The organism is Achromobacter arsenitoxydans SY8 (assembly GCF_000236785.1).
Taxonomy (GTDB): Bacteria; Pseudomonadota; Gammaproteobacteria; order Burkholderiales; family Burkholderiaceae_B; genus Achromobacter; species Achromobacter arsenitoxydans.
Genome location: NZ_AGUF01000029.1, coordinates 46,389 through 69,448, shown reverse-complemented (window position 1 = coordinate 69,448; position 23,060 = coordinate 46,389). Strand labels below are relative to the sequence as shown.

The window sequence follows — 23,060 nt, the reverse complement described above, 5'->3', positions numbered from 1 at the left end:
CACAAAATATAGGTTGTTGGGGAATTTTTGTGATTTGCAAAATCGGACTTGTGAGGGAGTCATCATGATGAACTTTGAGATGCTTGAGAACAACACCAAAGGGACCGTAATCAAGGTCGTTGGTGTGGGCGGTGCGGGCGGCAATGCCGTGGCGCACATGATTCGCAGTGGTGTGCACGGCGTGGATTTCATCTGCGCCAACACCGATGCGCAGGCGCTGGCGGCCACCAATGCGCCGGTGCAGATCCGTCTGGGCCGTACCGGCCTGGGCGCGGGCGCCAAGCCCGAGCAAGGACGCGCGTCGGCGGAAACCGCGCGTGAAGAGATCCGTGCCGCGCTGAATGGCGCGCACATGGTCTTCATCACCGCCGGGATGGGCGGCGGCACCGGCACGGGCGCGGGTCCGGTCGTGGCTGAAGTGGCCAAGGAACTGGGCATCCTGACCGTGGGCGTGGTCACCAAGCCCTTCACCTTCGAAGGCAACAAGCGCCTGAAGATGGCCGAGGACGGTATCTCGGAATTGGCCAAGCACGTGCATTCGCTCATCGTGGTGCTCAACGAGAACCTGTATGAGCTGATGGACGAGGACGCGACGCAGGAAGACTGCTTCCGTTCGGCCGACGACATCCTGCACAACGCGTGCGCGGGTATCGCCGAAATCATCAACGTCGAAGGCAACGTCAACGTCGACTTCGAAGACGTGAAGACGATCATGGGCGAGCAGGGCCAGGCCATGATGGGCACGGCGTCGGCATCGGGCGCGGACCGCGCCCGCGTGGCCGCCGAGCACGCCATTGCTTGCCCGCTGCTGGAAGGCGTGGACCTGAACGGCGCCCGCGGCGTGCTGGTCAACATCACCGCCAGCCGCTCGCTGAAGATGCGCGAAACGCGCGAAATCATGGAAACGATCCGCAGCTACGCTTCGGACGACGCGACCGTGATCTTCGGCACCGCCTACGACGAGTCCATGGGCGAAAACCTGCGCGTCACGGTGGTTGCAACCGGCCTCGGCCGCGCGCAAGCCCGTCCGCAACTGGTGCAGACCACCGCTGAAGTGCTGCGCACCGGCACCGACAACATGCCCATGGGCACGATGCCGGCCGGCCAGGGCGGCGACTACCGCAACCTGGACATGCCGTCGGTCATGCGCAATCCGCGCAGCCAGGCGTCGGCTCAGGTGCGCGCGCTGGAAAGCTCGGGAATGGATCATTTCGACATCCCGGCCTTCCTGCGCAAGCAGGCGGATTGAACCTTAGGGCCGGTCAACGGCTCTAATTGCACTCCCTCATCTCCGGCTCGCCTGTCCCCACGGGCGAGCCGGAGGCAGAGCGGTCCGTGTTTCCCTTGCACGGCATAAAAAAGGGACGGAAGTATCGGTCGATCCGGCCGCCAGATGGCGACAAGGGTCGGACAGCGTTACAATACATCGGTTACGCCGGCAATTTGATTGCTATCTTGCCGGCTTCCTGATTCAAATTCCCCAAGTCCCATGTTCCGACAGCGCAGCATTCAGAATCTCGTCCGCACGACAGGCGTCGGCGTCCACTCCGGACGGCGGGTGGAGCTCACTCTGCGCCCGGCACAACCGAATACTGGCATCGTCTTCCACCGCGTAGACCTGCCGCAGGTCGTGGACCTGCCCGCGCAGGCCACTGGCGTGGGCGACACGCGCATGGCATCGGTGCTGCAGCAGGGCAATGTCCGCGTGTCGACGGTGGAACATCTCATGTCGGCGCTGGCCGGCCTGGGAATCGACAACCTGCACATCGACCTCACTGCCGAAGAAGTCCCCATCATGGACGGCAGCGCGGCGACGTTTGTTTATCTGTTGCGCTCGGCGGGCATCGTCGAGCAGAACGCGCCCAAGCAATTCATCCGCGTCCTGAAGCCGGTGGAAGTGCGCGAGGGCGAAGGCCGCAACGAGAAATGGGCCCGGCTGGAACCTCATGAAGGTTATGCGCTGGCGTTCTCGATCGACTTTCGCCACCCCGCCATCGACTCGACCGCCAACTTTGCAGAAATAGATTTCGCCACGCATTCGTATGTGCGCGAAATCGCCCGCGCGCGCACCTTCGGTTTCGTGAACGAAGTCGAAGCCCTGCGTTCGATGGGCCTGGCCCGCGGCGGCAGCCTGGACAACGCCATCGTCATGGACGAGTACCGCGTGCTCAACAGCGACGGTCTGCGTTACGACGACGAATTCGTCAAGCACAAGATCCTGGACGCCATCGGCGACCTGTATCTGCTGGGCAAGCCGCTGGTGGCGCGCTATGTGGCGTGCAAATCGGGTCACGGCCTGAACAACCAGCTGGCTCGCGCGCTGCTGGAGCAGCGCGACGCCTGGGAACTGATTACCTACGAATCGCAGGCGGAAGCGCCGCAGGCGTTTCGCCACGAATGGAAGCTGGCCTGAGGCCAGGCTTTCTCATTGAACCCGCGCACCGGGGTCCGTCCCCGGCCGACTGCGCGGGTTCCTGCTTAAGGATGGCGCTGGCCGTCATCCGCTAGCGCAATAGTCGCAAACCGGTAGCAGACCATCCGACCATCGGTCTGAAAACTTGGTTTCGCCAGGTTTCCGCACGCTTGCCGTGCCGGACAAAGCCGCGGTGCTCAGCTACTCTTGTGGTGTTTCAAGAGCTTGGCTACCGCATCGGCCAACGGGCCTGGACGCAGATTGCCGTGCAGCGTTTCGAAGGCTCCCAGGGCTTTGTCGCTCAGTGGTTGCGCCTCTTTGGGAGGGCGTGGCTGGCGGGCGCCGGGCTTGGGCAAACCCGCTTGTACCTTGATGGCAATTTCGTTAAGGTTCCAGCCTTGGTCCGCCAGCGATCGCGCAACGCGCGGAGCCAATTGACGCATCTTGGCCGCGTGGGCGGCTGTGGGCACCACCAGGTGCAGGCACAGGTTTTCGAGCTTGGCCACCTGGCATACGGCGCCAAGCGGGGCGGGCAACACCGCCGCCACCGCGTACTGAATTTGCAGGTGCTTGCGGGCAGTCGCCAATACCCCGGCGCCCCGCATGTCATGACCCAGCCATCCCAGGGCGGTATTTTCGTCGCGCCGGCTGGTACTGGAACGTTGACGGTATGAAGTGGGTCTATTCATGCCGGCTTAAAGAATTAGGAAGCAAACCTTGAAAATAGTGATTATGCACGCCCGCGCCGGGCAGGACGGGCATTTCACCCTGGGGGGCGCGCGACTGGCGTTGTTCCTGGGGGGCGCCCTGATCACGGCGGCGATCTTTGGCGCCGCGCTACAGCGATACATTACTCCCATCCTGCCTGCGGTTCACACCATGGGCTGGCCGCTGTCCGAACAACCGGGCCGCGATGCCGATTTCCTGCGCGGGAACATGAATCTGCTGGCCGCGAAGGTGGGGGCGCTGCAGGCCAAGCTGGTCAGCATCGACGGCCTGGGCCAGCGGGTGGCCAAGGTGGCCGGCGTGGCCTACACCGATCCTGAACTGGCCAAGCAGCTGGCCACGGCCCAGCCCGAGGCGCTGATGCAGCCCGAGGCCACGCACGTCATGGACGACCTGTTTACCGATCACCCTCCGCCCAGCGAGGCCTCGGCCGAGGCATTGGGACGCCAGCTGGACGAAATCCAGGCCAGGCTCTCGCAGCAGAACGACAACCTGAAGCTGCTGGACGCTGCCCTGACCAAGCGTTCGGCGGACCAGGCGCGCATGCCGACCGCCATGCCGATCACCGATTACCCCTATCTGACGTCCTCTTATGGCTGGCGCCGCAATCCCGTAACCGGCCGTTCCGCCATGCATGAGGGGCTGGACTTCGCCGCGCCCTCCGGCACGCCCATTCTGGCCGCCTCGGGCGGCGTGGTCCTCGAAGCCAAGTGGCAGCCCGGTTTCGGAAACATGGTCGAAATCGACCACGGCGACGGCCTGATCACCCGCTACGCCCATGCCTCATCCCTGATGGTCAAGCAGGGGCAACTCGTCGAGCGCGGCCAGCAAGTGGCCCGCGTGGGCAGCTCCGGCCGATCCACCGGCCCGCACCTGCACTTCGAAGTCCGCCTTGCCGGACAGCCGCTGGATCCGCGCCTGTTCCTCGGGCCGCAGCAACAGCATGCGCCGCCCGCAGTAGCCCAGGCCGCCGCGCCTTGAACCCTGGCCGAGTTGGCCGGTCAAACCGGCCAACAGTGCTACCCTGGTCATAGGTCCAGGCTATTACGCTCCAGGTGCGTTAAACTGGTTCGTTTCCCGGCGGACCCCCGCTCAACCAATAACATCAAGTCACGGGTGACGCTGCCCCAAGCGCTTTCAGGTGCGGCGTGGCTCGTGCGGCCGACATACGCATGGTTTCTCTGCTCAAAAAACTCATAGGCAGCCGCAACGACCGGCTGCTTAAGCAGTATCGCAAGCTGGTAACCCAGATCAATGGGCTTGAACCCAAGATCTCCGCGCTCTCCGATACGGAGCTGGCGGCCAAAACCGAGGAATTCCGTTCCCGCCACGCCCAGGGCACGTCCCTGGACGACCTGCTTCCCGAAGCCTTCGCCGTCGTGCGCGAAGCGGGCAAGCGGGTGTTCGGCATGCGCCACTTCGATGTGCAGATGCTGGGCGGCATCGCCTTGCACAACGGCAAGATCGCCGAAATGCGCACGGGCGAGGGCAAGACCCTCATGGCCACGCTGCCCGTCTACCTGAACGCCATCGCGGGCAAGGGTGTGCACGTGGTCACAGTGAACGACTACCTGGCCCGTCGCGACGCCGAATGGATGGGGCGCCTGTACCACTTCCTGGGCATGAGCACGGGCGTGGTGGTGCCCCAGCAGCCGAACGAAGAGAAGAAGGCCGCCTACGCCGCCGACATCACTTACGGCACCAATAACGAATTCGGTTTCGACTACCTGCGCGACAACATGGAATACCGTGTTGAGGACCGCCGCCAGCGCGTGCTGTTCTACGCCATCGTCGACGAAGTGGACTCGATCCTGATCGACGAAGCCCGCACGCCGCTGATCATCTCCGGCCAGGCCGAAGACCATACCGAGCTCTACATCCGCATGAACGCGGTGCCGCCGCTGCTCAAGCGGATGGCCAGCGAGCCGAAGCCGCAGGAGCCGGAACCCGAAGGCGACTACTGGGTCGACGAAAAGAGCCAGCAGGTCTACCTGTCGGAAGCCGGCCACGAGAATGCCGAGGCCATCCTGGGACGCCTGGGCATCCTGCCTGAAGGCGAGTCGCTGTATGACCCCCGCCACATCGCGCTGATGCACCACCTGATGGTGGCCCTGCGCGCCAACACCCTGTTCTTCCGCGACCAGCAGTACGTCGTGCAGGACGGCGAAGTGGTGATCGTCGATGAATTCACGGGCCGCCTGATGGTGGGCCGCCGCTGGTCCGACGGCCTGCACCAGGCGGTCGAGGCCAAGGAAGGCGTGAAGATCCAGCACGAAAACCAGACGCTGGCGTCAATCACGTTCCAGAACTACTTCCGCATGTATGAAAAGCTGTCCGGCATGACCGGCACGGCGGACACGGAAGCCTACGAATTCCAGGAAATCTACGGGCTTGAGACGGTCATCATCCCGACCAACAAGCCCATGGTCCGCAAGGACCAGAACGACCAGGTCTTCAAGACCGACGGCGAAAAGTACAACGCCATCCTGGAAGACATCCGCGATTGCCACCAGCGCGGCCAGCCCGTGCTGGTCGGCACCACCAGCATCGAGAACTCCGAGCTGCTGTCGGGCCTGCTGAAAAAGGCCAAGCTGCCGCACGAAGTGCTGAACGCCAAGCAGCACGCCCGCGAAGCGGAAATCGTTGCCGAAGCCGGCAAGCCGGGCCACATCACCATCGCCACCAACATGGCGGGCCGGGGCACCGACATCGTGCTGGGCGGCAGCGTCGACAAGCAGGTCGACCTGATCCGCGCCGACGAATCGCTGTCCGAGGCCGACAAGACCGCGCGCATCGAGAAGGTGCGTGCCGAATGGAAGCCGCTGAACGAGCAGGTCAAGGCCGCCGGCGGTCTGCGCATCATCGGCACCGAACGCCACGAGTCGCGCCGTATCGACAACCAGCTCCGCGGCCGCGCCGGCCGCCAGGGCGATCCGGGTTCGTCCCGCTTCTACCTGTCGCTGGAAGACTCCCTGATGCGCATTTTCGCGGGCGACCGCGTGCGCGCCATCATGGAACGCCTGAAGCTGCCCGAGGGCGAGCCCATCGAGGCCGGCATGGTGACGCGTTCGATCGAGACCGCGCAGCGCAAGGTCGAAGGCCGCAACTTCGACATCCGCAAACAACTGCTCGAATACGACGACGTCGCCAACGATCAGCGCAAGGTGCTGTACTCGCAGCGCAACGACGTGCTGGAAGCCGCGAGCGTCGGCGCCACCGTGCACAACCTGCGCGACGCCGCCGTGACCGAGCTGTTCAATACCTACGTGCCGCCCGAGTCGGTGGAAGAACAGTGGGACATCCCCGCGCTGCAAAAGGCGCTGGAAGCCGACTGGCACCTGCATCTGCCCTTGACCGAGATGCTGGAAAAGGAAACCAACCTGAACGACGAAGAGCTGCGCGAACGCGTGGTGGCCGCGGCGCGCGATGCGTACCAGGCCAAGGTCGACCAGGTCGGCACCGAATCCTGGTCGCAGTTCGAGCGTTCGATCATGCTGCAGGCGATCGACACGCACTGGCGCGAACACCTGTCGGCGCTGGACTACCTGCGCCAGGGCATCCATCTGCGCGGCTATGCGCAGAAGAATCCCAAGCAGGAATACAAGCGCGAGGCCTTCGAACTGTTCTCGGGCATGCTGGATCGCGTGCGCGACGACGTGGTGCGCGTGCTGATGACCGTTCGCGTGCAGTCGTCGGAACAGGTCGAGCAGGCCGAAGCCGAGGCCGCGCAGGCGCATGTGCAAAACGTGCAATACCACCACTCCGACTACGACGAGGCCCTGGCTTCGAATGCGTCGGAAGAGGGCGCCCAGCCCGTGCGCAATGCCTTGCCCAAGGTCGGCCGCAATGACCCGTGCCCGTGCGGCAGCGGCAAGAAGTACAAGCAGTGCCACGGCAAGCTGGTCTGATAGAAAGGGATAGCCATCATGCTGCATTCCGTCGGCCGCACTGAATTCGACCACGCTGTCGTCATGGTGCGCGACCGGCTGGATGCGCTGGCGCCGCACTTCGAACGCCAGGGCTTTCACCTGTCCGATAAGGCCGTGCACAACCTGGGGTCGTGCAATCGCCTGATCGTGCTGGAAGGCACTTACGTCGAACTGCTGGGATGGCCGCCCGGCGCGCCGCCGGCACGCAAGGAAATCGCCGATTCGCCGTTCGGGCTGGAAGCGCTGGTGTTCCGCACGTACGACGCGGAAGCGACCTACCAGCGGCTGCGGGACGCCGGCTTTGCCGTCAATCCCGTGCAGGAACTGACCCGTCCCGCCTTGCTGGACGGTCAGGAAGTCCAGGCCCGTTTTCACACCGTGCGCTTTGCCGAGCAACCGCTGCCCGGCATCCGCATGTATTTCTGCCGCCACCTGACGCCCGAGTGCGTCTGGTCCCCGGCACTCATGTCGCATCCCAATGGCGCGCGCAGCCTGTACCGCATCGACGCCCGCGCGGCCGATGCCCGCGGCGTTGCCGAACGCCTGGCGCTGGTGGCGGGCGTCAGCGCCGAAGCCGCCGGCGGCGGCTGGGACGTGCCGCTGGCGAACCTGCGCATCCATGTGCAGCAGGATGCCGCCGCCCAGACGCCGGTGCTGTCCACGCTGACCCTCGAAAACCGGGACGGCGCGCACTACACGCTGGACACCGGGCTGTAAGCGGTTTCGTCGCGTCATCTCGTCCGGCCGGCCCAGGCCGGGACCAAGCTCCCCCGCAGTCCGTCGCGCCCGCAATGCGGTGCGCGGATTGCGCGCGTCCGGGCAAACCCGGGTTGCCGATCAAAGTGTATGCACTTTAGTATGCACTTCACTTACAGGTGGAAACGATCTCAGGCGATTCCCATGACGCTCACCCAAGCCGCAATTCGACCCGTTGCCCGCCCGTCCCGTACGTCGGCCGGCCAGGCCGAACTGTACGGCGCGGTCAAGGCCATGGCGGTGCGCTTCGAGTTCAAGCCCGGAGAACGCATCAACGAGGTCGAACTGGCCCGCCGCCTGAACGTCAGCCGGACTCCACTGCGCGAAGTGCTCAATCAGTTGATGGTCGAAGGGTTTCTCACGCGCTCGCTCAATCGAGGCTTCATCGCCCGTTTGCTGGACGCGCGCCAGATCCACAGTCTTTATGAATACCGCGCGGTGCTGGAAGCCGGCATCGTGCGCGCCGCCTGCGAGCGCGCGACCGATGAAGAGCTGGCGAGCCTGCGGGCATTCGTCGAGCGTTCCCGCGATGAACCGGAAGACAGCGACGCGGCGCGGCTGCTGGAACTGGACGAGGCCTTTCACCTGGCGCTTGCGCGCTATTCGCGCAACGACGAATTCGTGCGGGCCCTTGAAAGCGTCAACGCGCGCATCCATTTCGTGCGCTGGATCGACATGCAGCAGGGCCGCCGCAGCCACACCCAGGGCGAGCACCTGCGCATCGTCCAGGCGCTCGAACGGCGCGACGTCGATGCCTTGCCCGCCCTGATCAGCGCCCACATCGGCCGTCGGCTGGACCAGATTACCGACGTGATACGTACGGGCTATTCAACGATTTACATGCGGGACCAGGCCGGACCCGCCACGACAGCGCCGGCCAACACCACAACAGCAGGGGAAATCGAATGAATCACACGATCAAGCGGGTACTGGCCGCGGTATGCACGCTGGCTGCGGCAGGGGGCGCCTTTGTCGCCACGCCGGCCGTCGCCGAGGAACGGCCGCTGATCCTTGTCGTGCCGTACCCGCCGGGCGGCAGCACCGACATCCTGGCGCGCATCTTGCAGCCGCGCCTGTCGCAACAGATGGGCGGCCGCCCGGTGGTGGTCGAGAACCGCCCCGGCGCCGCCAGCCAGATCGCGACGGCCTTCGTGGCGCGCGCGGAACCGGACGGCAATACGTTGCTGGTCAGCTTCGACAACCATGGCATCAATCCGGCCGTGAAGCCCAAGCTGCCCTACGACACGTTCAAGGATTTCGTCGCCATCGGGCAGACCGTGCGATTCCCGCTGGTGATCGGCGCGAATCCTGGCGTGCCTGGGGACAACCTGAAGGAATTCCTGGCGGCCGCCGCCAAGCAGCCCGCCAACAAGTTCAACTACGCGTCGACCGGCGTCGGTTCGCTGAATCACCTGGCGCCGGAAGAGCTGAAGCGTCTGTCCAAGGTCGAACTGCTGCACGTGCCTTACGGCGGCGGCGGGCCGGCCATCCAGGCCGTGGTCGGCGGACAGGCCAACATGACGTGGCTGAGCTTTGCCGCGCTGCGCGGCCAGATCCAGGCCGGCAAGATCAAGCCGCTGGCCGTGGCCGGCGAGAAGCGCCTGCCTGAATTGCCCAATGTGCCGACCGTGGCGGAGTCCGGTTTCCCGGGATTCGTCGCCTATTCGTGGAGCGGCATGTTCGCCCCGAAGGGCACGCCCGAGGCCACCGTCAAGAAGCTGACGGCCGATTTCCAGGCCGTGCTGGCTGATCCGGAAATCCGCAAGAAGGTCACGGAAGCGGGCTTCGAGATCGTGGCTTCCGACGGCCCGGCGCTGGATGCGTACGTGAAGTCGGAATACGACCGCTGGAGCGCGTTCATCAAGAGCAGCAATATCAATCTGGACAATTAAGCCAAGCGGCGCGGACCGGGCGGCGGCCTGCCGCCGTCCGGTCCCGCCGATGAAACACGTGGAGAAGACATGGAAAACATGAACGGCGCCGAAGCCATGGTGCGGATGCTGCAGCACAACGGCGTCAAACATATTTTTGGCCTGTGCGGCGACACCACGCTGCCGTTCTATGACGCGCTTTATCGCCTGGACCACGGGATGCAGCACATCCTGACCCGCGATGAGCGCAGCGCCGGCTACATGGCCGACGCCTATGCGCGCGTGACCGGCAAGGTCGGCGTGTGCGAAGGCCCCAGCGGCGGCGGCGCGACCTATCTGCTGCCGGGCCTGGTGGAAGCCAACGAATCGTCCATTCCCGTCCTGGGCATTACGTCGGACGTGGCGGTGGGGTCGCGCGGCAAGTATCCGCTGACGGAGCTGGACCAGGAAGCGCTGTACCGTCCGCTGACGAAATGGAACCGCACGATCGACCGCGCGGATCAGATTCCGGGCATGGTGCGCGCGGCCTTCCGCGCCATGACGACCGGCAAGCCCGGTTCGGCGCACCTGTGCTTTCCCTATGACGTGATGAAGCAGCAGGTGGATGCGTCGGACGTCTGGGCGCAGCCCGAGCACAGCCGCTTCCCGGCCATGCGCTTCGCGCCGGATCCGGCCGACGTAGCGCGCGCCGCGCAGCGCCTGGCGGGCGCCCGCTCGCCGGTGATCATCTGCGGCGGCGGCGTGGTCATCGCCGGCGCCTGCGGCGCCTTGCAGACGCTGGCCGAGTCCCTCAAGGCCGCAGTGTGCGTGACCGTGAGCGGGCAGGGCAGCCTTGCCGACACCCATCCGCTGAACGCGGGCGTGGTGGGCTCCAACGGCGGCGTGATGGCCACGCGCGACGTGGTGGCCGCCGCCGACGTCGTGCTGTTTGTCGGCTGCCGCGCCGGGTCGACTTCGACTGAGCACTGGCGCTTCCCGAATCGCGATGTGCCGATCCTGCACATCGACATCGACCCGATGGTGATTGGCGCCAACTACCTGACCGAAATCGGCCTGGTGGGCGACGCCAAACTGGCGCTTGAGGCGCTGGGCGCCGAAGTGCAGGCGCGCCTGGCGCATCGGCCGTCCGACGCCACGGACGGCGCGGTGCTGGCAGGCCGCGCCAAGGCGGCGCGCCGCGCGCAGCTGGAGCCGCTGGCCAACAGCCTGGATTCGCCCATCCGTCCCGAGCGTGTGGTGCAGTCGCTGAACCGCCTGTTGCCCGACGACGCGGTGGTCTGCGCCGATCCCGGCACGCCTTGCCCGTATTTCTCGGCCTATTACGACGTGTCGCGCCCCGGCCGCCACTTCATCACCAACCGCGCCCACGGCGCGCTGGGATTTTCGATGTCCGCGGCGCTGGGCGCGTGGGTCGGCCGTCCGCAATCCAAGTGCGTGTCGGTGATGGGCGACGGCAGCTTCGGCTTCACGGTGGGCGAACTGGAGACCATCGTGCGGCACAAGGCGCCGCTGCTGATGGTGGTGTTCTCGAACTCGGTGTACGGCTGGATCAAGGCCAGCCAGAAGGCCGGCTACGACAAGCGCTATTACAGCGTGGACTTCAACCGCACCGACCATGCCCGCATCGCGGAAGCCTACGGCGTGAAGGCGTGGCGGGTCGAGGATCCGGCCAAGCTGGACGCCGCGATCAAGGCCGCCATGGAGCACGACGGCCCCGCGCTGATCGACGTGGTGGCGCAGCCGCTGCAGGACGCCGCCGCGCCCGTCAGCCAGTGGATGGGCTGACGCGCCAGCCGCGTTCGTCAATGCCGATGGGGCCCTTGTGGGCCCCATTTTTTTATTCGGAATAAGGGATCAAGCGGCGCTGGCGGTGTCCACCAGATGGTTGACGCCGGTGCAAAGGTCGGCTTCGTCCACGCCATAGATGTGCAGCGAGACGGCGACGCGGTCGCCGCCGTTGCCCAGCCGGTGGATGTGGCGCAGCCCCTGCGAGGCGGTGACGATTTCGCCCGGACGGCGCACGGCCTGGCCGCAGGGCACCGCAATGGCGGCATCGGGATTCCAGCGGTAATGGGTTTCGGTCAGTTCGCCCTGCAGGACCTGATAGGTGCACCAGGTCTTGTGCCCGTGGACCGGGCTGAACTGGCCCGGCCGCCAGATCAGGTAGGCGATGGTGAAGGCCCCGAGGGGGTCGGCATAGGCGATGTGGCGGGTATAGGACTCGGCCCGGCCGGCGTGCAATTCCGGGGGCAGGTTCCGCAGCATGTCGCCGGCATGGGCCACGCTGGATGCAAGGTCGCGCAGCAGGGCGCGGGCGGCGTTCATCTGGGCGGCCTGCACGGATTCGCATAGCGATTGCAGGTCGGCGCAAACAGGTTGGACGTTGGCCATGGCATACCCCCTGGAGGCAAGGTTTCATCCATCTTAGGGTCTGCTCGCTGGAATGCCTTTGCCAAATTCGGCGCCCGGACGCGGCGGATTAGAAAAAAATTCCATCCCGCCGGGCGCACTCCTATACTGGACCGCTTCGGGGCGGAGGGCCGCAGGGGCCCGCCGCCGACAACGCGTCGGCAGGGGGAAGCAGGCATGGATCTGGGGATCAGCGGCAAGAAGGCACTTGTTTTTGGCGGCAGCCGCGGCATGGGCCGGGCGTGCGCCCTGCAACTGGCGCGGGAGGGCGTGGCGGTGACGATCGCGGCCCGCAATCCCCAGACGCTGGAGCAGGCCGCGGCCGAGATCTCCCGCGAAACCGGCGTGGGCGTGGGGTGGGTGTCGGCCGACCTGACCTTGCCGCAGGGGCGCGACGCGGCCATTGCGGCTTGTCCGCAGCCCGATATCCTCATCAACAACGCCGACGGCCCGCTGCCCGGCGACTTCCGCGACTGGTCGCGCGACGAGTGGATCGCGGCGCTGGACGCCATGATGCTGGGCCCGATCGACATGATCCGGCGCGTGGTGGATGGCATGGTGGAGCGGCGGTTCGGCCGCATCGTCAATATCGTGTCGCGCAGCGTCAAGGCGCCGCACGCCGAACTGGGGCTGTCCAACGGCGCGCGCTCCGGGCTGATCGGCTTCGTGGGCGGGCTGGCCCGCCAGACCGTGCGCCACAACGTCACCATCAATAACCTGCTGCCGGGCGCCTTTGCCACGGATGCGCAGGCCCGGCACATCCAGGGCATGCTGGAGCAGTCCGGCAAGACGTTCGAACAGCTCTGGGACGAGCGGGCGCGCTCGAATCCGGCCGGCCGCTATGGCCAGCCCGAGGAACTGGGCGCCCTGTGCGCCTACGTGTGCTCGGCCCACGCAGGCTACATGACCGCGCAGAACCTCCTGATCGACGGGGGCGGATACCCGGGAACCTACTGACGCCGCCTGGCTGGACGCGCGCGGCGGTTAAAGGCAAGATTGGCACCGTTCGCGTCAAGGAAACCCATGGATCAGACGGACATCAAGATTCTGGCGCTGCTGCAAAAGGACGCGACCTGCTCGGTCGCCGACATCGCGGAAAAAGTGAACCTTTCCGTGACGCCATGCTGGCGCCGCATCCAGAAGCTGAAGGACGACGGCGTCATCGCGCGCAACGCGATCCTGCTGGATCCCCGCGCCCTCGGGCTGAACCTGACGGTGTTCGTGTCCATCCGGACCAGCCAGCACAACGAGAAATGGACGCAGAGCCTGATCAACGCGGTGATGGCGCTGCCCAACGTGGTCGAGTTTCACCGCATGGCGGGCGACGTCGATTATCTGCTCAAGGTGGTGGTCGAGGACATGGCCGCCTATGACCGCTTTTACCGCCGCCTGATCGGCGCGGTGGACCTGCTGGATGTCAGCGCCAGCTTCTCGATGGAAGTCATCAAGAGCACCACGGAATTGCCGCTGAACGCGGTGTAGCCGCGGCCGCGCAATATTTTTCCCGCCAGCAAGGCTGGCGCGGAAGCAAATTTCCTTCAACGCGTTGCGGGACGTCAATCTCGCAATTCTTTTGCGCGGGCGGCGGCGTAGGATATCGCTCATTCCAGCCCCGGAATGAACGGGATATCAAAGGACCCTATGTCGTTGGCAGTGCCCGCCGGCTGCGCCGGATTGCGAAATTCCCGGCAAGCGCTTTCGGTGGATGACCTCCTGGCCGGCTGGAACGGCGCCGATGACCTGTGGGTATTCGCCTACGGCTCCCTGATCTGGCATCCCGGCTTTACGTGGCGCGAACGCCGCCTGGCCACCGTGCGGGGCTATCACCGGTCCCTGTGCCTGTGGTCCCACGACCACCGCGGATCCCCGGAAAACCCCGGCCTGGTGTTCGGACTGGATCGCGGCGGCTGCTGCCGCGGCGTCGCCTTCCAGATCGCCGCCTGTGACGTGCCCGCGGTATTCGAGGCGCTGTGGCGCCGGGAAATGGTCACGGGCGCCTACAGTCCGCGTTGGCTGACGTGCCATACCGAAGCGGCTCCGGTGCGCGGGCTGGTGTTCCTGCTGAACCGGGCATGCCGGGAGTACGCAACCGGTCTTTGCGACGACCGCCTGTTGGCGTCCGTGCGCAATGCGGTGGGGCATTCGGGCCCTTGCCTGGACTACGTGGTGGAAACGGCGCGCGCCCTGCGCGCGCACGGCATCGACGATTGGCGCCTGGGAGACTTGGTCCGCAAGCTGGGCCATGCGTTCTGAGGCCCGGCCGTGGCCTCAGAAGTGCCAGCGGCCGAAGACGAACAGCACGTTGCCCGCGCCGCTTGAACCGGGAATGTACGTGGCGTACAGCATGGCGTCCTTGTAGCCCGCGCTGACGAGCGGCAGGATGCCGGGAAACGGCACGTAGCTCATGATGTCGTGGCGGGCGGTCAGGAACACGGTGTAGCCGGCGCCCAGGCGGAAGTTGTCGCTAACCTGTCCGATCTTCAGGAAACCGTACCCGGCGATGGGCTGGACCTTGGAGTGCGAATCCAGGAACGCCATGGCGTACAGGCCTTGCCAGTCGCCGTCTTCATCGTAGATGCTGCGGCCGTAGCCGCCGCCCCAGGCCAGCTCATTGAAGCTGTCAATCTTTTCGCGGCTGTACTTGGCCCGGTTGTGCCAGGCATAGCCGCTGACGTACATGTCGTTCCCGCCTTCCGTCCAGATCTGGTCGAGGCGGTTGCAGGCGGACTTGGCCCACGAGGGCATGTCGTCGCAAGCGTGGGCGGGAAGGGCGAAAAGGGAGAGCAGCAGGCTGAGCAGCGCAGCGTGGAGTCTGGCGGTCATTGCGGGGAGGATAGGAAGATGACAATTCCATTACTGTAATGGAGTGATCGTCATCTTCCCTGTCAGCGGGCTGTCAACATGGGGCTTGCAGGGCGCATTGCCGTGAAAACCGCCTGCGCCTGTGGCGCGCGGACTACAGCAGGAAGATCGTGGCCAGGCCCAGGAAAATGAAAAAACCCAGGGAGTCGGTGGCGAACGTGAGCAGGACCGACGATCCCATGGCGGGATCCTTGCCGAACCGGGCCCGCACCATGGGGACCAGCACGCCGACCGACGCGCCGACCAGCATGTTGCAGATCATGGCGGCCATCATGACCAGCGCGATGGATAGCGAATGCGAGATCACCCACGCGAACAGCGCGGCCACCACGCTGCCGCACAGCCCCACCAGCAGGGTGACGAACAGCTCGCGCTTGACCAGCTGCCACAGGTTGCGCCCGGTGATCCGGCCCATGGCCAGCGCCCGGATGATGAGCGTCATGGTCTGGTTGCCGGAATTGCCGCCGATGCCCGCGACAATCGACATGAGAAAAGCCAGGATGACGATCTGGCTGACCGTGCCTTCGAATTGGGACGCCACGAATGAGGCCGTGGCGGCGGTACAGAGGTTGAACAGCAGCCAGGGGGCGCGGTTGCGCAGCGCGGTGGTGACGGGCGCGAAGATGTCTTCTTCCTGCAGACCGGCGCGGGACAGCGCCTGTTCCTGCGAGTCTTCGCGCATCACGTCCACGACGTCGGCGATGGTGACGCGGCCGATGAGACGGCCTTGATCGTCCATCACGGGGGCGGACACCAGGTCGTAGCGTTCGAAGGCGCCCGCGGCGTCCGCGTCGGAATCCAGCGGATTCAGCGTCAGGAAGTCCGAATTCATGACCGCGCGCACTTCGGTTTCGGGTTCACTGACCAACAGGCGCGACAGCGGCAGGATGCCCTGCAGCTTGTCCTGGCGGTCCACCACGAAGATCTGATCGGTGTGGTCGGGCAGTTCGTGCAGGCGGCGCAGGTAGCGCAGCACCACTTCGAGCGTGACGTCCTCGCGCACGCGGACCATCTCGAAGTCCATGATCGCGCCCACGCTGTCTTCCGGATAGCCCATGGCTTCCAGGAGCTGCGCGCGTTCTTCCTCGGTCAGGCCCTTCTGGACTTCCGCGACGACGTCCGGCGGCAGGTCGGGCGCCAAGTCCGCCAGCTCGTCGGCGTCCATGCTTTCGGTGGCGGCGACCAGGTCCTGGCGGTCCATCGCCTCGATCAGCGACTCGCGGACCCAGTCTTCCACTTCCAGCAGGACGTCCGCGTCGTGCTCGGGGCTTACCAGCTTCCAGATGGCCTGGCGCTCGTCCTTGGGCAGGGACTCAAGGATGAAGGCGATATCCGCGGGGTGCAGGCCGTCAAGCAGGGTTTTAAGTTCGGCCTCGTGCTGGCGGTGCACCAGGTCTTCGACCAGCGGCGCCTTCGCGTCGCCTTCTTCCTGGCGATGCACAAGGTCGGCGACCAGTTGCTGGCGCCGCAGGCGCTCTTGCACTTCGGCCAGGGCGGTCTGGGCGTCTTCCGGGTCGAGGCGGCGTGGCGTCGCGGGCGGTTTCTGCGCGGCGGCGGACTGCGTCATGCGTTACGGCTCAAAGGGTGGGGAGAGGGCGGCTGCGCCGCGCTTCGTCGGTGGCCACGTACGTCAGCGTGGCCTCGGTGACCTTGACGACTTCGGCATCCAGCCGCTGGCGTTCCGCGTAGACCTCGACGGACACTGTGATCGACGTGGTGCCAGTCTTGATGATGGATGTGTAGAAACTGAGCAGGTCGCCCACGAAAACGGGTTCTTTGAACTGGAAGGCGTTGACCGCGACGGTGGCCACGCGGCCGGCGGCGCGCCGGGCTGCGGGGATGGATCCGGCGATGTCCACCTGGGACATGATCCAGCCGCCAAAGACGTCCCCATGGATGTTCGCATCGGCCGGCATCGGCATGACGCGCAACACCGCGTCGCGATGGGCAGGCAGAGTCGTAAACGGGGTTTTGGTGCTGGAGGTCATGCGGCCGGCTCCGGTGCTAGGGAACCAGCCGATTATGCAGGAAAAACGAGACGGCGGCGTGCGCGCGAGCGGCTTGCGGCCGCGCTTTGCGGCCGCGGGCCGGGCATCAGCCGGCCAGCTTCACGATCCCGTAGCCGCCGACCAACAGCCAGACATACAGGATCAGGCCCAGGGCCATCACGCGCGGGCCGGCCTTCCTGATCTGGGCGAAGCGGGTTTCGATGCCCAGCGCGGTCATGGCCATGGTCAGCGCGAAGACGTCCAGGCGGCGGATGGCGGCGACCAGATCCGCGGGAATGATGTCGAGCGAATTGATGATCGCGAGCGCCAGGAACCCGACCGCGAACCAGGGGATGGGCAGCTTGGCGCCCTTGTCCTGGCCGCCAGCCTGGGCGGCGGCGCTGCGCAGGTACATGCCCAGCACCAGCAGGACGGGCACCAGCAGGGCCACGCGGGTCATTTTGACGATGGTCGCGACTTCAGTGGTGGCGGGGTCGATGTTGCTGGCGGCGCCCACGACCTGCGCTACTTCATGGATGGTGCCGCCGATATAAATGCCCAGCGCCTGGGTGTCCAGGCCGAGCCAGCCCGCGTGGTAGAGCACGGGGTACAGGAACATGGAGAGTGTGCCGAACAGCACCACGGTGGCGACCGCCACGGCGCTCTTGTGGGGCGCGGCGCGCAGCGTGGGCTCGAACGCCAGCACGGCGGCGGCGCCGCAGATCGCGCTGCCCGCCGAGGTCAGCATGGCGGTGTCGCGGTCCAGGCCCAGCAGGCGCTGGCCGACCACGGTGCCGATCAGCAGGGTGCCCACCACCACCGCCACCGACACGGCCAGGCCCGGCAGCCCGACGGCCACGATCTGCTGGATGCTGATGTTCAGGCCATAGAAGGCGACCGCGATGCGCAGCAGGCGCCGCGCGGTGAAATTCACGCCCACGCCCCAGTCGGCGGGCATGGTGCCCCGCAGGAAGTTGCCGTACAGCATGCCGCAGACGATGCCCACGACCAGCGGCGAAAAACCCAGTTGGCGGATGAAGGGCAGATCGGCCAGCTGCATCACCGCGCCCGCCATCAGGCCCACGAACAGCACGCCGTTGAGCTTGTCGCGCCAGGGCGTGGCGGCGGCGGACGGGGCGGCCGGGGTGGCGGGCAAGGGGACTGCTGTGCTGGTGGAGGTGTTCATCAAGACGCCTTTTTGGCATAACTACATAACTGGACGAAATATTAAATCCGGGCTTATTATTTGAAAAATCTTTAATTTAAATAATTAATATCGGAAATTCTGATAATTTGGCGGTATGACCCCGGACCAATTGCTCACCTTCGCTACCGTGGCCGACAGCGGAAACATCAGCCGCGCGGCCCAGGCGCTCCATCTGTCGCAGCCGGCGGTGTCGGGCCAGCTCCGAGCGCTGCAGGAATGGTTCGGCGAGCCCCTGTACCGCCGCAGCGGCCATGGCATCGCCCTGACCGAGGCGGGCGAGCGCCTGGCCGAGCAGGCCAGGCAATTGCGCCAGGTGTACCGGCAGGCGCAGGCCGTGCGGGATTCATGGCGGGGCCTGGAAACGGGGGACTTGCGGCTGGGCGCCAGCACCACGCCAGCCAGCTACCTGCTGCCGCGGCTGGTGGCGGATTTCCGCCACGCCTTTCCCGCGGTCAGCCTGCACCTGTCGGACGGCAACACGCGCGAAATCGTCGAGCGGCTGCCCGCGCTGGATCTGGCGTTCATCGAGGGGGACGTGCCGTCGGGCCTGCCCGCCGACACGGCGGTGCACGCCTGGCGGCAGGACGAAGTGGTGGCGATCGTGCGTGCGGACCATGCCCTGGCGGGCAAGGGCGCCGTCACGCTGCGCGACCTGGCGGCGTCGCCGCTCGTCATGCGCGAACCGGGTTCCGGGGTGCGCCGCCTGGTCGAGCGCGCTTTCACCGACGCCGGATTGGCGCCGTCGGTCGGGCTGGAACTGGCCGGGGTGGAAGGGGTGAAGCAGGCCGTGCGGGCCGGATTGGGCGTGGGATTCGTGTCGGTGATGTCGATGCGCCACGAAGATGGGGCGCTGGCGGCGCTGCGCCTGTTGCCCAAACCGCTTACGCGCACGCTGAGCATCCTGGTGCCGCATGCGGACGCTGCCGCCCGCGCCGCCGGCCGCTTTCTGGCGATGTGCCTGGCGGTGGGGGCGTCGGACGGCGGTTAGCTGGCGCTCAGGCCTTGGCCAGGCGCTTGAGCGCCAGCTGTACCCAGTAGGTGCCGCCCAGGGGCAGCAGATCGTCGTTGAAGTCGTAGCTGCCGTTGTGCAGCATGCACGGGCCCAGGCCGTGGCCGCTGTCGCGATGTTCGCCGGTGCCGTTGCCGATCCAGACGTAACAGCCGCGCAACTCCTGCAGCATGAAGGAGAAGTCTTCCGCGCCCATGGTGGGCTGCACACTGGCGTTGACGTTGGCTTCGCCGACGATGTCGCGCAGCACCTCCGCGCAGAACTCCGCTTCTTCGGGATGGTTGATGGTGGGCGGATAGTTGCGCTGGAACTTGAATTCCACCTCGCAGTCCATCGCGGCGCAGGTGTGGCGCGCGATCTCTTCCATGCGGCGTTCGATCAGGTCCAGCACGTCCAGCGTAAAGGTGCGCACTGTGCCGCGCAGTTCGGCGTGGTTGGGCACGACGTTGTCGGCGCTGCCGGCGTGGATCTGCGTGATGCTGAGCACGGCGGCATCCAGCGGATTGCGGTTGCGCGTGATGATGGTCTGGAGCGATTGCGCCATCTGCACCGCCGCCATGACCGGGTCGATGCCCAGATTGGGCATGCCGGCGTGCGTGCCCTTGCCCTTGATGACGATCGAGAACTCGTTGCTGGACGCCATGATGGGGCCGGGCGTCAGGCCGAACTGGCCGGGCTTCATGCCGGGCCAGTTGTGCATGCCGAACACGGCTTCCATCGGGAAGCGGGTGAACAGGCCGTCGTCGATCATGCGCTTGGCGCCGCCGCCGCCTTCCTCGGCGGGCTGGAAGATCACGTAGACGGTGCCGGCGTAGTCGCGGTGCTGGGCCAGGTACTGCGCGGCGGCCAGCAGCATCGCGGTGTGGCCGTCGTGGCCGCAGGCGTGCATCTTGCCGTCGTTCTTGCTGGCATGGGCGAACGTGTTGGCTTCCTGCATGGGCAGCGCGTCCATGTCGGCGCGCAGGCCCACGGCGCGGTCGCCAGGCTGGTTGCCGCGGATGATCCCGACGACGCCGGTGCCGCCCAGGCCGCGGTGGATTTCGATGCCCCATTCTTCAAGCTTGGCTGCGACCACGTCGGCGGTGCGGAACTCTTCGAAGGCCAGTTCGGGATGCGCGTGGATATCGCGGCGGATCTTGGAGATGTCTTGATGCCAGGCGACGATGGGTTCAAGGAGTTTCATGGAGAGTCTGGACGGAAGGAAGGGAACGCAGCCAGGGTATCATCAATCAAAAATCTATTTAATGGAGACAAATACCATGACGCGTCCATGGCTCGCTCATTACCCGCAAGGCGTTCCGGCTGAGATCTCCACCGAGGGCTATGCCTCGCTGACCGACCTGCTGGACCGGGCCTGCAAGCAGTATGCGCAGCGCATCGCCTGCACGGCGATGGGCAGCGACATCACGTACGCACAGCTGGACGCCCAGGCGCGCGCGTTTGCGGCCTGGCTGCAAGGGCTGGGCCTGTCCAAGGGCGCGCGGGTGGCGCTGATGATGCCCAACGTGCCGGCCTATCTGGTCTGCATGCTGGGTTCGCTGCGGGCCGGCATGACCGTCGTGAACGTCAATCCGCTCTACACCGCCGAAGAGCTGCAGCGCCAGTTGCTGGACAGCGGCGCGTCCGCCATCGTCATCCTCGAGAATTTCGCGCACACGTTGCAGCAGGTCGCCGACCGCGGCCAGCTCAAGCATATTGTCGTGACCGGCCCCGGCGACCTGCTCGGCGGCCTGAAGGCGCCGCTGGTCAACCTGGCGGCCCGTTACATCAAGAAGATCGTTCCCGCCTGGCATATCGACGGCGCGCTGTCGTTGCCGAAGCTCCTGCACGAAGGCGCGCACATGCCGTTCAATCCGCCGGCCATCTCAATGGACGACGTGGCGGTGCTGCAATACACGGGCGGCACCACGGGCGTGCCCAAGGGCGCCATGCTGTCGCACCGCAACCTGGTGGCGAACGTCCTGCAGACGGAAGCGGTGGCGCAGCCGGTCATCCATGACCTGGCCAACCAGCAGATCACCATCATCAGCGCGCTGCCGCTGTACCACGTGTTCGCCATGACCGTGTGCGGCCTGTACGCCATGCACGCGGGCATGCGCAACGTGCTCATCATCAATCCGCGCGACCAGCCTTCGCTGATCAATGCGTGGCGCAAGACGCCGGTCAATGTCTTCCCAGGCGTCAATACGCTGTTTAACGCGCTGGCGCACAACGAAGACTTCGCGCGCCTGGATTTTTCCGGTCTGCGGCTGACCCTGGGCGGCGGCATGGCGGTGCAGCAGCAGGTGGCCGAACGCTGGCTGAAGATTACCGGCCGGCCCCTGATCGAAGGCTACGGGCTGTCCGAGACCTCGCCCGTGGCAACGGTGAATCCCACCGACGCGACCGCGTATTCCGGTTCCATCGGGCTGCCGCTGCCGTCGACCGATGTCGCGATCCTGGACGATGCGGGCCACGAAGTGCCGCTGGGCGAGCGCGGCGAAGTCGGCATCCGCGGCCCGCAGGTCATGCTGGGCTATTGGCAAAAGCCCGACGAAACGCGCGATTCGATGACCGCCGACGGCTTTTTCCGCACCGGCGACATCGGCATCATGGACGAGCAGGGCTACACGCGCATCGTGGACCGCAAGAAGGACATGATCGCGGTGTCCGGATTCAAGGTCTATCCGAACGAGGTCGAGGCCGCGGTGGCGCAGCATCCCGGCGTGCTGGAATGCGCCGCGATCGGCGTGCCGGACGAACACTCCGGCGAAGCCGTCAAGGTATTCGTCGTGAAGAAGGATCCGTCGCTGACCGAGGCCCAGGTGCAGGAGTGGTGCAAGGAAAAGCTGACGGGCTACAAGCGCCCGCGCTTCGTGGAGTTCCGCGATGAACTGCCCAAGAGCAACGTGGGCAAGATCCTGCGCCGCGAACTGCGGCCCGATGCGAAGGCTCCCGCCTCCGCGTAGGCCGCGGCTTTAGTCTTTCTTGTTCAGGTGCGGCGCGATCATCTCGTGCAGCGCGCGTTCGATGGCGGGGTTGCCCGCCACGACGCGCCCGCCGATCGGCCAGGGGTCCTGCTTGTGCATGTCTGAGCAAACCCCGCCAGCCTCGCGCAGGATCAGCGTGCCCGCGGCGACGTCCCATGGGGCCAGGCCCATTTCCCAATAGCCGTCGTAGCGGCCGCAAGCGGTCCAGGCCAGGTCCAGCGCGGCCGCGCCCATGCGGCGCACGCCGCGCGCGCGGTTGATGGCGTCGTGCAGCATGGGCATGTATTGCGCGGCAAAAGAGAAGTCGCGGAAGGGAAAGCCGGTGGCCAGCACCGAGTCTTCGATGGTCTGCGTGCGCGAGCACGAAATGCGCCGCCCGTTGAGCCAGGCGCCGACGCCATAGACGGCCGTGAACAGCTCTTCGCGGCAGGGGTCGTAGACCACGCCGATGACCGGCGTGTCTTCCGCCAGGGTCTGATTGGCGGACATGGACGTGCCGGCGTGCGCGATGAGCGCGATCGACACGGCGTAATGCGGAATGTCGTGCAGGAAATTGGTGGTGCCGTCGAGCGGGTCGATGTACCACGTGGCGGCGCCTTGCGCCTTGCCGCCTGTTTCTTCGGCGACGATGCCGAACTTGGGCGTGCGGGCCTTGAGTTCCTGGATGATCGCGGCTTCGGCCTCGCGGTCCGCCTGGGACACGAGATCGTTGCGCGCCTTGCGATCAATCACGAGATCGGCGCGATGGTGCGCGTAGGATTGCAGGATGGCGGCGCCGGCATGGGCAGCCGTGACTGCCGCGTCGATCGCGGCGCACAGGTCGATGGGCGAGGCCAGCGATTGGGGCTGATCGTAGGTATCCATAAAACCAGTGTAAGCCCATGCATGCGTCAAACCCGTGGCAAAGGGCGGAATCCGTGG

21 protein-coding genes are annotated in these 23,060 nt (G+C 65.8%); 13 read left to right on the top strand and 8 right to left on the bottom strand.

The window, feature by feature from the left end; all coding sequences use genetic code 11:
* The first annotated feature begins 64 nt into the window (after positions 1-64).
* Complete coding sequence (ftsZ, locus tag KYC_RS06445; RefSeq protein ID WP_008160099.1) at positions 65-1,249, top strand: cell division protein FtsZ; 1,185 nt, start codon at positions 65-67, stop codon at positions 1,247-1,249.
* A 240-nt stretch (positions 1,250-1,489) separates the two neighbouring features.
* Complete coding sequence (lpxC, locus tag KYC_RS06440) at positions 1,490-2,413, top strand: UDP-3-O-acyl-N-acetylglucosamine deacetylase (RefSeq protein WP_008160097.1); 924 nt, start codon at positions 1,490-1,492, stop codon at positions 2,411-2,413.
* Between the two features lie 197 nt (positions 2,414-2,610).
* On the opposite strand, the gene KYC_RS06435 is transcribed toward lpxC, so the two are convergent.
* Positions 2,611-3,018 carry a DciA family protein gene (locus KYC_RS06435; protein ID WP_081478001.1) on the bottom strand — a complete coding sequence of 136 codons (408 nt, stop codon included), beginning with the start codon at positions 3,016-3,018 and terminating at the stop codon, positions 2,611-2,613.
* Positions 3,019-3,145: 127 nt separating this feature from the next.
* Between KYC_RS06435 and KYC_RS06430 the strand changes: the two genes are divergently transcribed.
* The 6 genes from KYC_RS06430 to KYC_RS06405 all read left to right on the top strand — a co-directional run bounded on the left by KYC_RS06430 (position 3,146) and on the right by KYC_RS06405 (position 11,480).
* Positions 3,146-4,120, top strand: coding sequence for a M23 family metallopeptidase (locus KYC_RS06430; RefSeq protein ID WP_008160094.1), 975 nt, complete (start codon positions 3,146-3,148; stop codon positions 4,118-4,120).
* 191 nt (positions 4,121-4,311) lie between these two features.
* A complete protein-coding gene (gene secA, locus KYC_RS06425; protein WP_008160093.1) occupies positions 4,312-7,047 on the top strand; it encodes a preprotein translocase subunit SecA in 2,736 nt (911 codons plus the stop codon).
* Between the two features lie 18 nt (positions 7,048-7,065).
* Positions 7,066-7,785, top strand: a complete 720-nt coding sequence (locus KYC_RS06420) for a VOC family protein (RefSeq protein WP_008160091.1) — start codon at positions 7,066-7,068, stop codon at positions 7,783-7,785.
* A 183-nt stretch (positions 7,786-7,968) separates the two neighbouring features.
* Positions 7,969-8,733 (top strand): GntR family transcriptional regulator, encoded by a 765-nt coding sequence (locus KYC_RS06415; protein ID WP_008160089.1) that lies wholly within the window; start codon positions 7,969-7,971, stop codon positions 8,731-8,733.
* A complete protein-coding gene (locus KYC_RS06410) occupies positions 8,730-9,716 on the top strand; it encodes a tripartite tricarboxylate transporter substrate binding protein (RefSeq protein ID WP_008160088.1) in 987 nt (328 codons plus the stop codon). The genes KYC_RS06415 and KYC_RS06410 overlap by 4 nt, the downstream gene beginning before the upstream one ends.
* Before the next feature lie 69 nt (positions 9,717-9,785).
* Complete coding sequence (locus tag KYC_RS06405) at positions 9,786-11,480, top strand: thiamine pyrophosphate-binding protein (RefSeq protein ID WP_008160086.1); 1,695 nt, start codon at positions 9,786-9,788, stop codon at positions 11,478-11,480.
* Positions 11,481-11,549: 69 nt separating this feature from the next.
* On the opposite strand, the gene KYC_RS06400 is transcribed toward KYC_RS06405, so the two are convergent.
* Positions 11,550-12,086: a cysteine dioxygenase family protein gene (locus KYC_RS06400; RefSeq protein WP_008160084.1), complete on the bottom strand. Its 537-nt coding sequence runs from the start codon at positions 12,084-12,086 to the stop codon at positions 11,550-11,552.
* 195 nt (positions 12,087-12,281) lie between these two features.
* On the opposite strand from KYC_RS06400, the gene KYC_RS06395 reads away from it, so the two are divergent.
* From KYC_RS06395 to KYC_RS06385, 3 genes are all read left to right on the top strand, one after another.
* Positions 12,282-13,061: an SDR family oxidoreductase gene (locus tag KYC_RS06395; protein ID WP_008160082.1), complete on the top strand. Its 780-nt coding sequence runs from the start codon at positions 12,282-12,284 to the stop codon at positions 13,059-13,061.
* 66 nt (positions 13,062-13,127) lie between these two features.
* Positions 13,128-13,586 carry an Lrp/AsnC family transcriptional regulator gene (locus KYC_RS06390; protein WP_008160080.1) on the top strand — a complete coding sequence of 153 codons (459 nt, stop codon included), beginning with the start codon at positions 13,128-13,130 and terminating at the stop codon, positions 13,584-13,586.
* A gap of 159 nt (positions 13,587-13,745) precedes the next feature.
* On the top strand, positions 13,746-14,357 hold the full coding sequence (locus KYC_RS06385; RefSeq protein WP_008160078.1) for a gamma-glutamylcyclotransferase: 612 nt from the start codon (positions 13,746-13,748) through the stop codon (positions 14,355-14,357).
* Positions 14,358-14,372: 15 nt separating this feature from the next.
* Here the strand turns inward: KYC_RS06385 and pagP are convergent, their stop codons facing one another.
* The 4 genes from pagP to KYC_RS06365 all read right to left on the bottom strand — a co-directional run bounded on the left by pagP (position 14,373) and on the right by KYC_RS06365 (position 18,140).
* Positions 14,373-14,927 carry a lipid IV(A) palmitoyltransferase PagP gene (gene pagP, locus KYC_RS06380; protein ID WP_008160076.1) on the bottom strand — a complete coding sequence of 185 codons (555 nt, stop codon included), beginning with the start codon at positions 14,925-14,927 and terminating at the stop codon, positions 14,373-14,375.
* A gap of 133 nt (positions 14,928-15,060) precedes the next feature.
* Positions 15,061-16,533, bottom strand: a complete 1,473-nt coding sequence (gene mgtE / locus KYC_RS06375) for a magnesium transporter (RefSeq protein WP_008160074.1) — start codon at positions 16,531-16,533, stop codon at positions 15,061-15,063.
* Between the two features lie 10 nt (positions 16,534-16,543).
* Entirely contained in the window at positions 16,544-16,954 is a 411-nt protein-coding gene (locus tag KYC_RS06370) for an acyl-CoA thioesterase (protein WP_008160071.1), read from the bottom strand.
* A gap of 106 nt (positions 16,955-17,060) precedes the next feature.
* The gene (locus KYC_RS06365) at positions 17,061-18,140 is read right to left on the bottom strand and encodes a YeiH family protein (protein ID WP_050814839.1); all 1,080 of its coding nucleotides are present in this window, start codon (positions 18,138-18,140) and stop codon (positions 17,061-17,063) included.
* Between the two features lie 115 nt (positions 18,141-18,255).
* On the opposite strand from KYC_RS06365, the gene KYC_RS06360 reads away from it, so the two are divergent.
* Entirely contained in the window at positions 18,256-19,149 is an 894-nt protein-coding gene (locus KYC_RS06360) for a LysR family transcriptional regulator (RefSeq protein ID WP_008160068.1), read from the top strand.
* A 7-nt stretch (positions 19,150-19,156) separates the two neighbouring features.
* Here the strand turns inward: KYC_RS06360 and KYC_RS06355 are convergent, their stop codons facing one another.
* On the bottom strand, positions 19,157-20,353 hold the full coding sequence (locus KYC_RS06355; RefSeq protein WP_008160066.1) for a M20 aminoacylase family protein: 1,197 nt from the start codon (positions 20,351-20,353) through the stop codon (positions 19,157-19,159).
* A 76-nt stretch (positions 20,354-20,429) separates the two neighbouring features.
* Here KYC_RS06355 and KYC_RS06350 point away from each other — a divergent pair, with 76 nt between their 5' ends.
* Complete coding sequence (locus tag KYC_RS06350) at positions 20,430-22,118, top strand: AMP-binding protein (RefSeq protein WP_008160064.1); 1,689 nt, start codon at positions 20,430-20,432, stop codon at positions 22,116-22,118.
* A 9-nt stretch (positions 22,119-22,127) separates the two neighbouring features.
* On the opposite strand, the gene KYC_RS06345 is transcribed toward KYC_RS06350, so the two are convergent.
* Positions 22,128-23,003 (bottom strand): inositol monophosphatase family protein, encoded by an 876-nt coding sequence (locus KYC_RS06345; RefSeq protein WP_008160061.1) that lies wholly within the window; start codon positions 23,001-23,003, stop codon positions 22,128-22,130.
* Between the last annotated feature and the right edge of the window lie 57 nt (positions 23,004-23,060).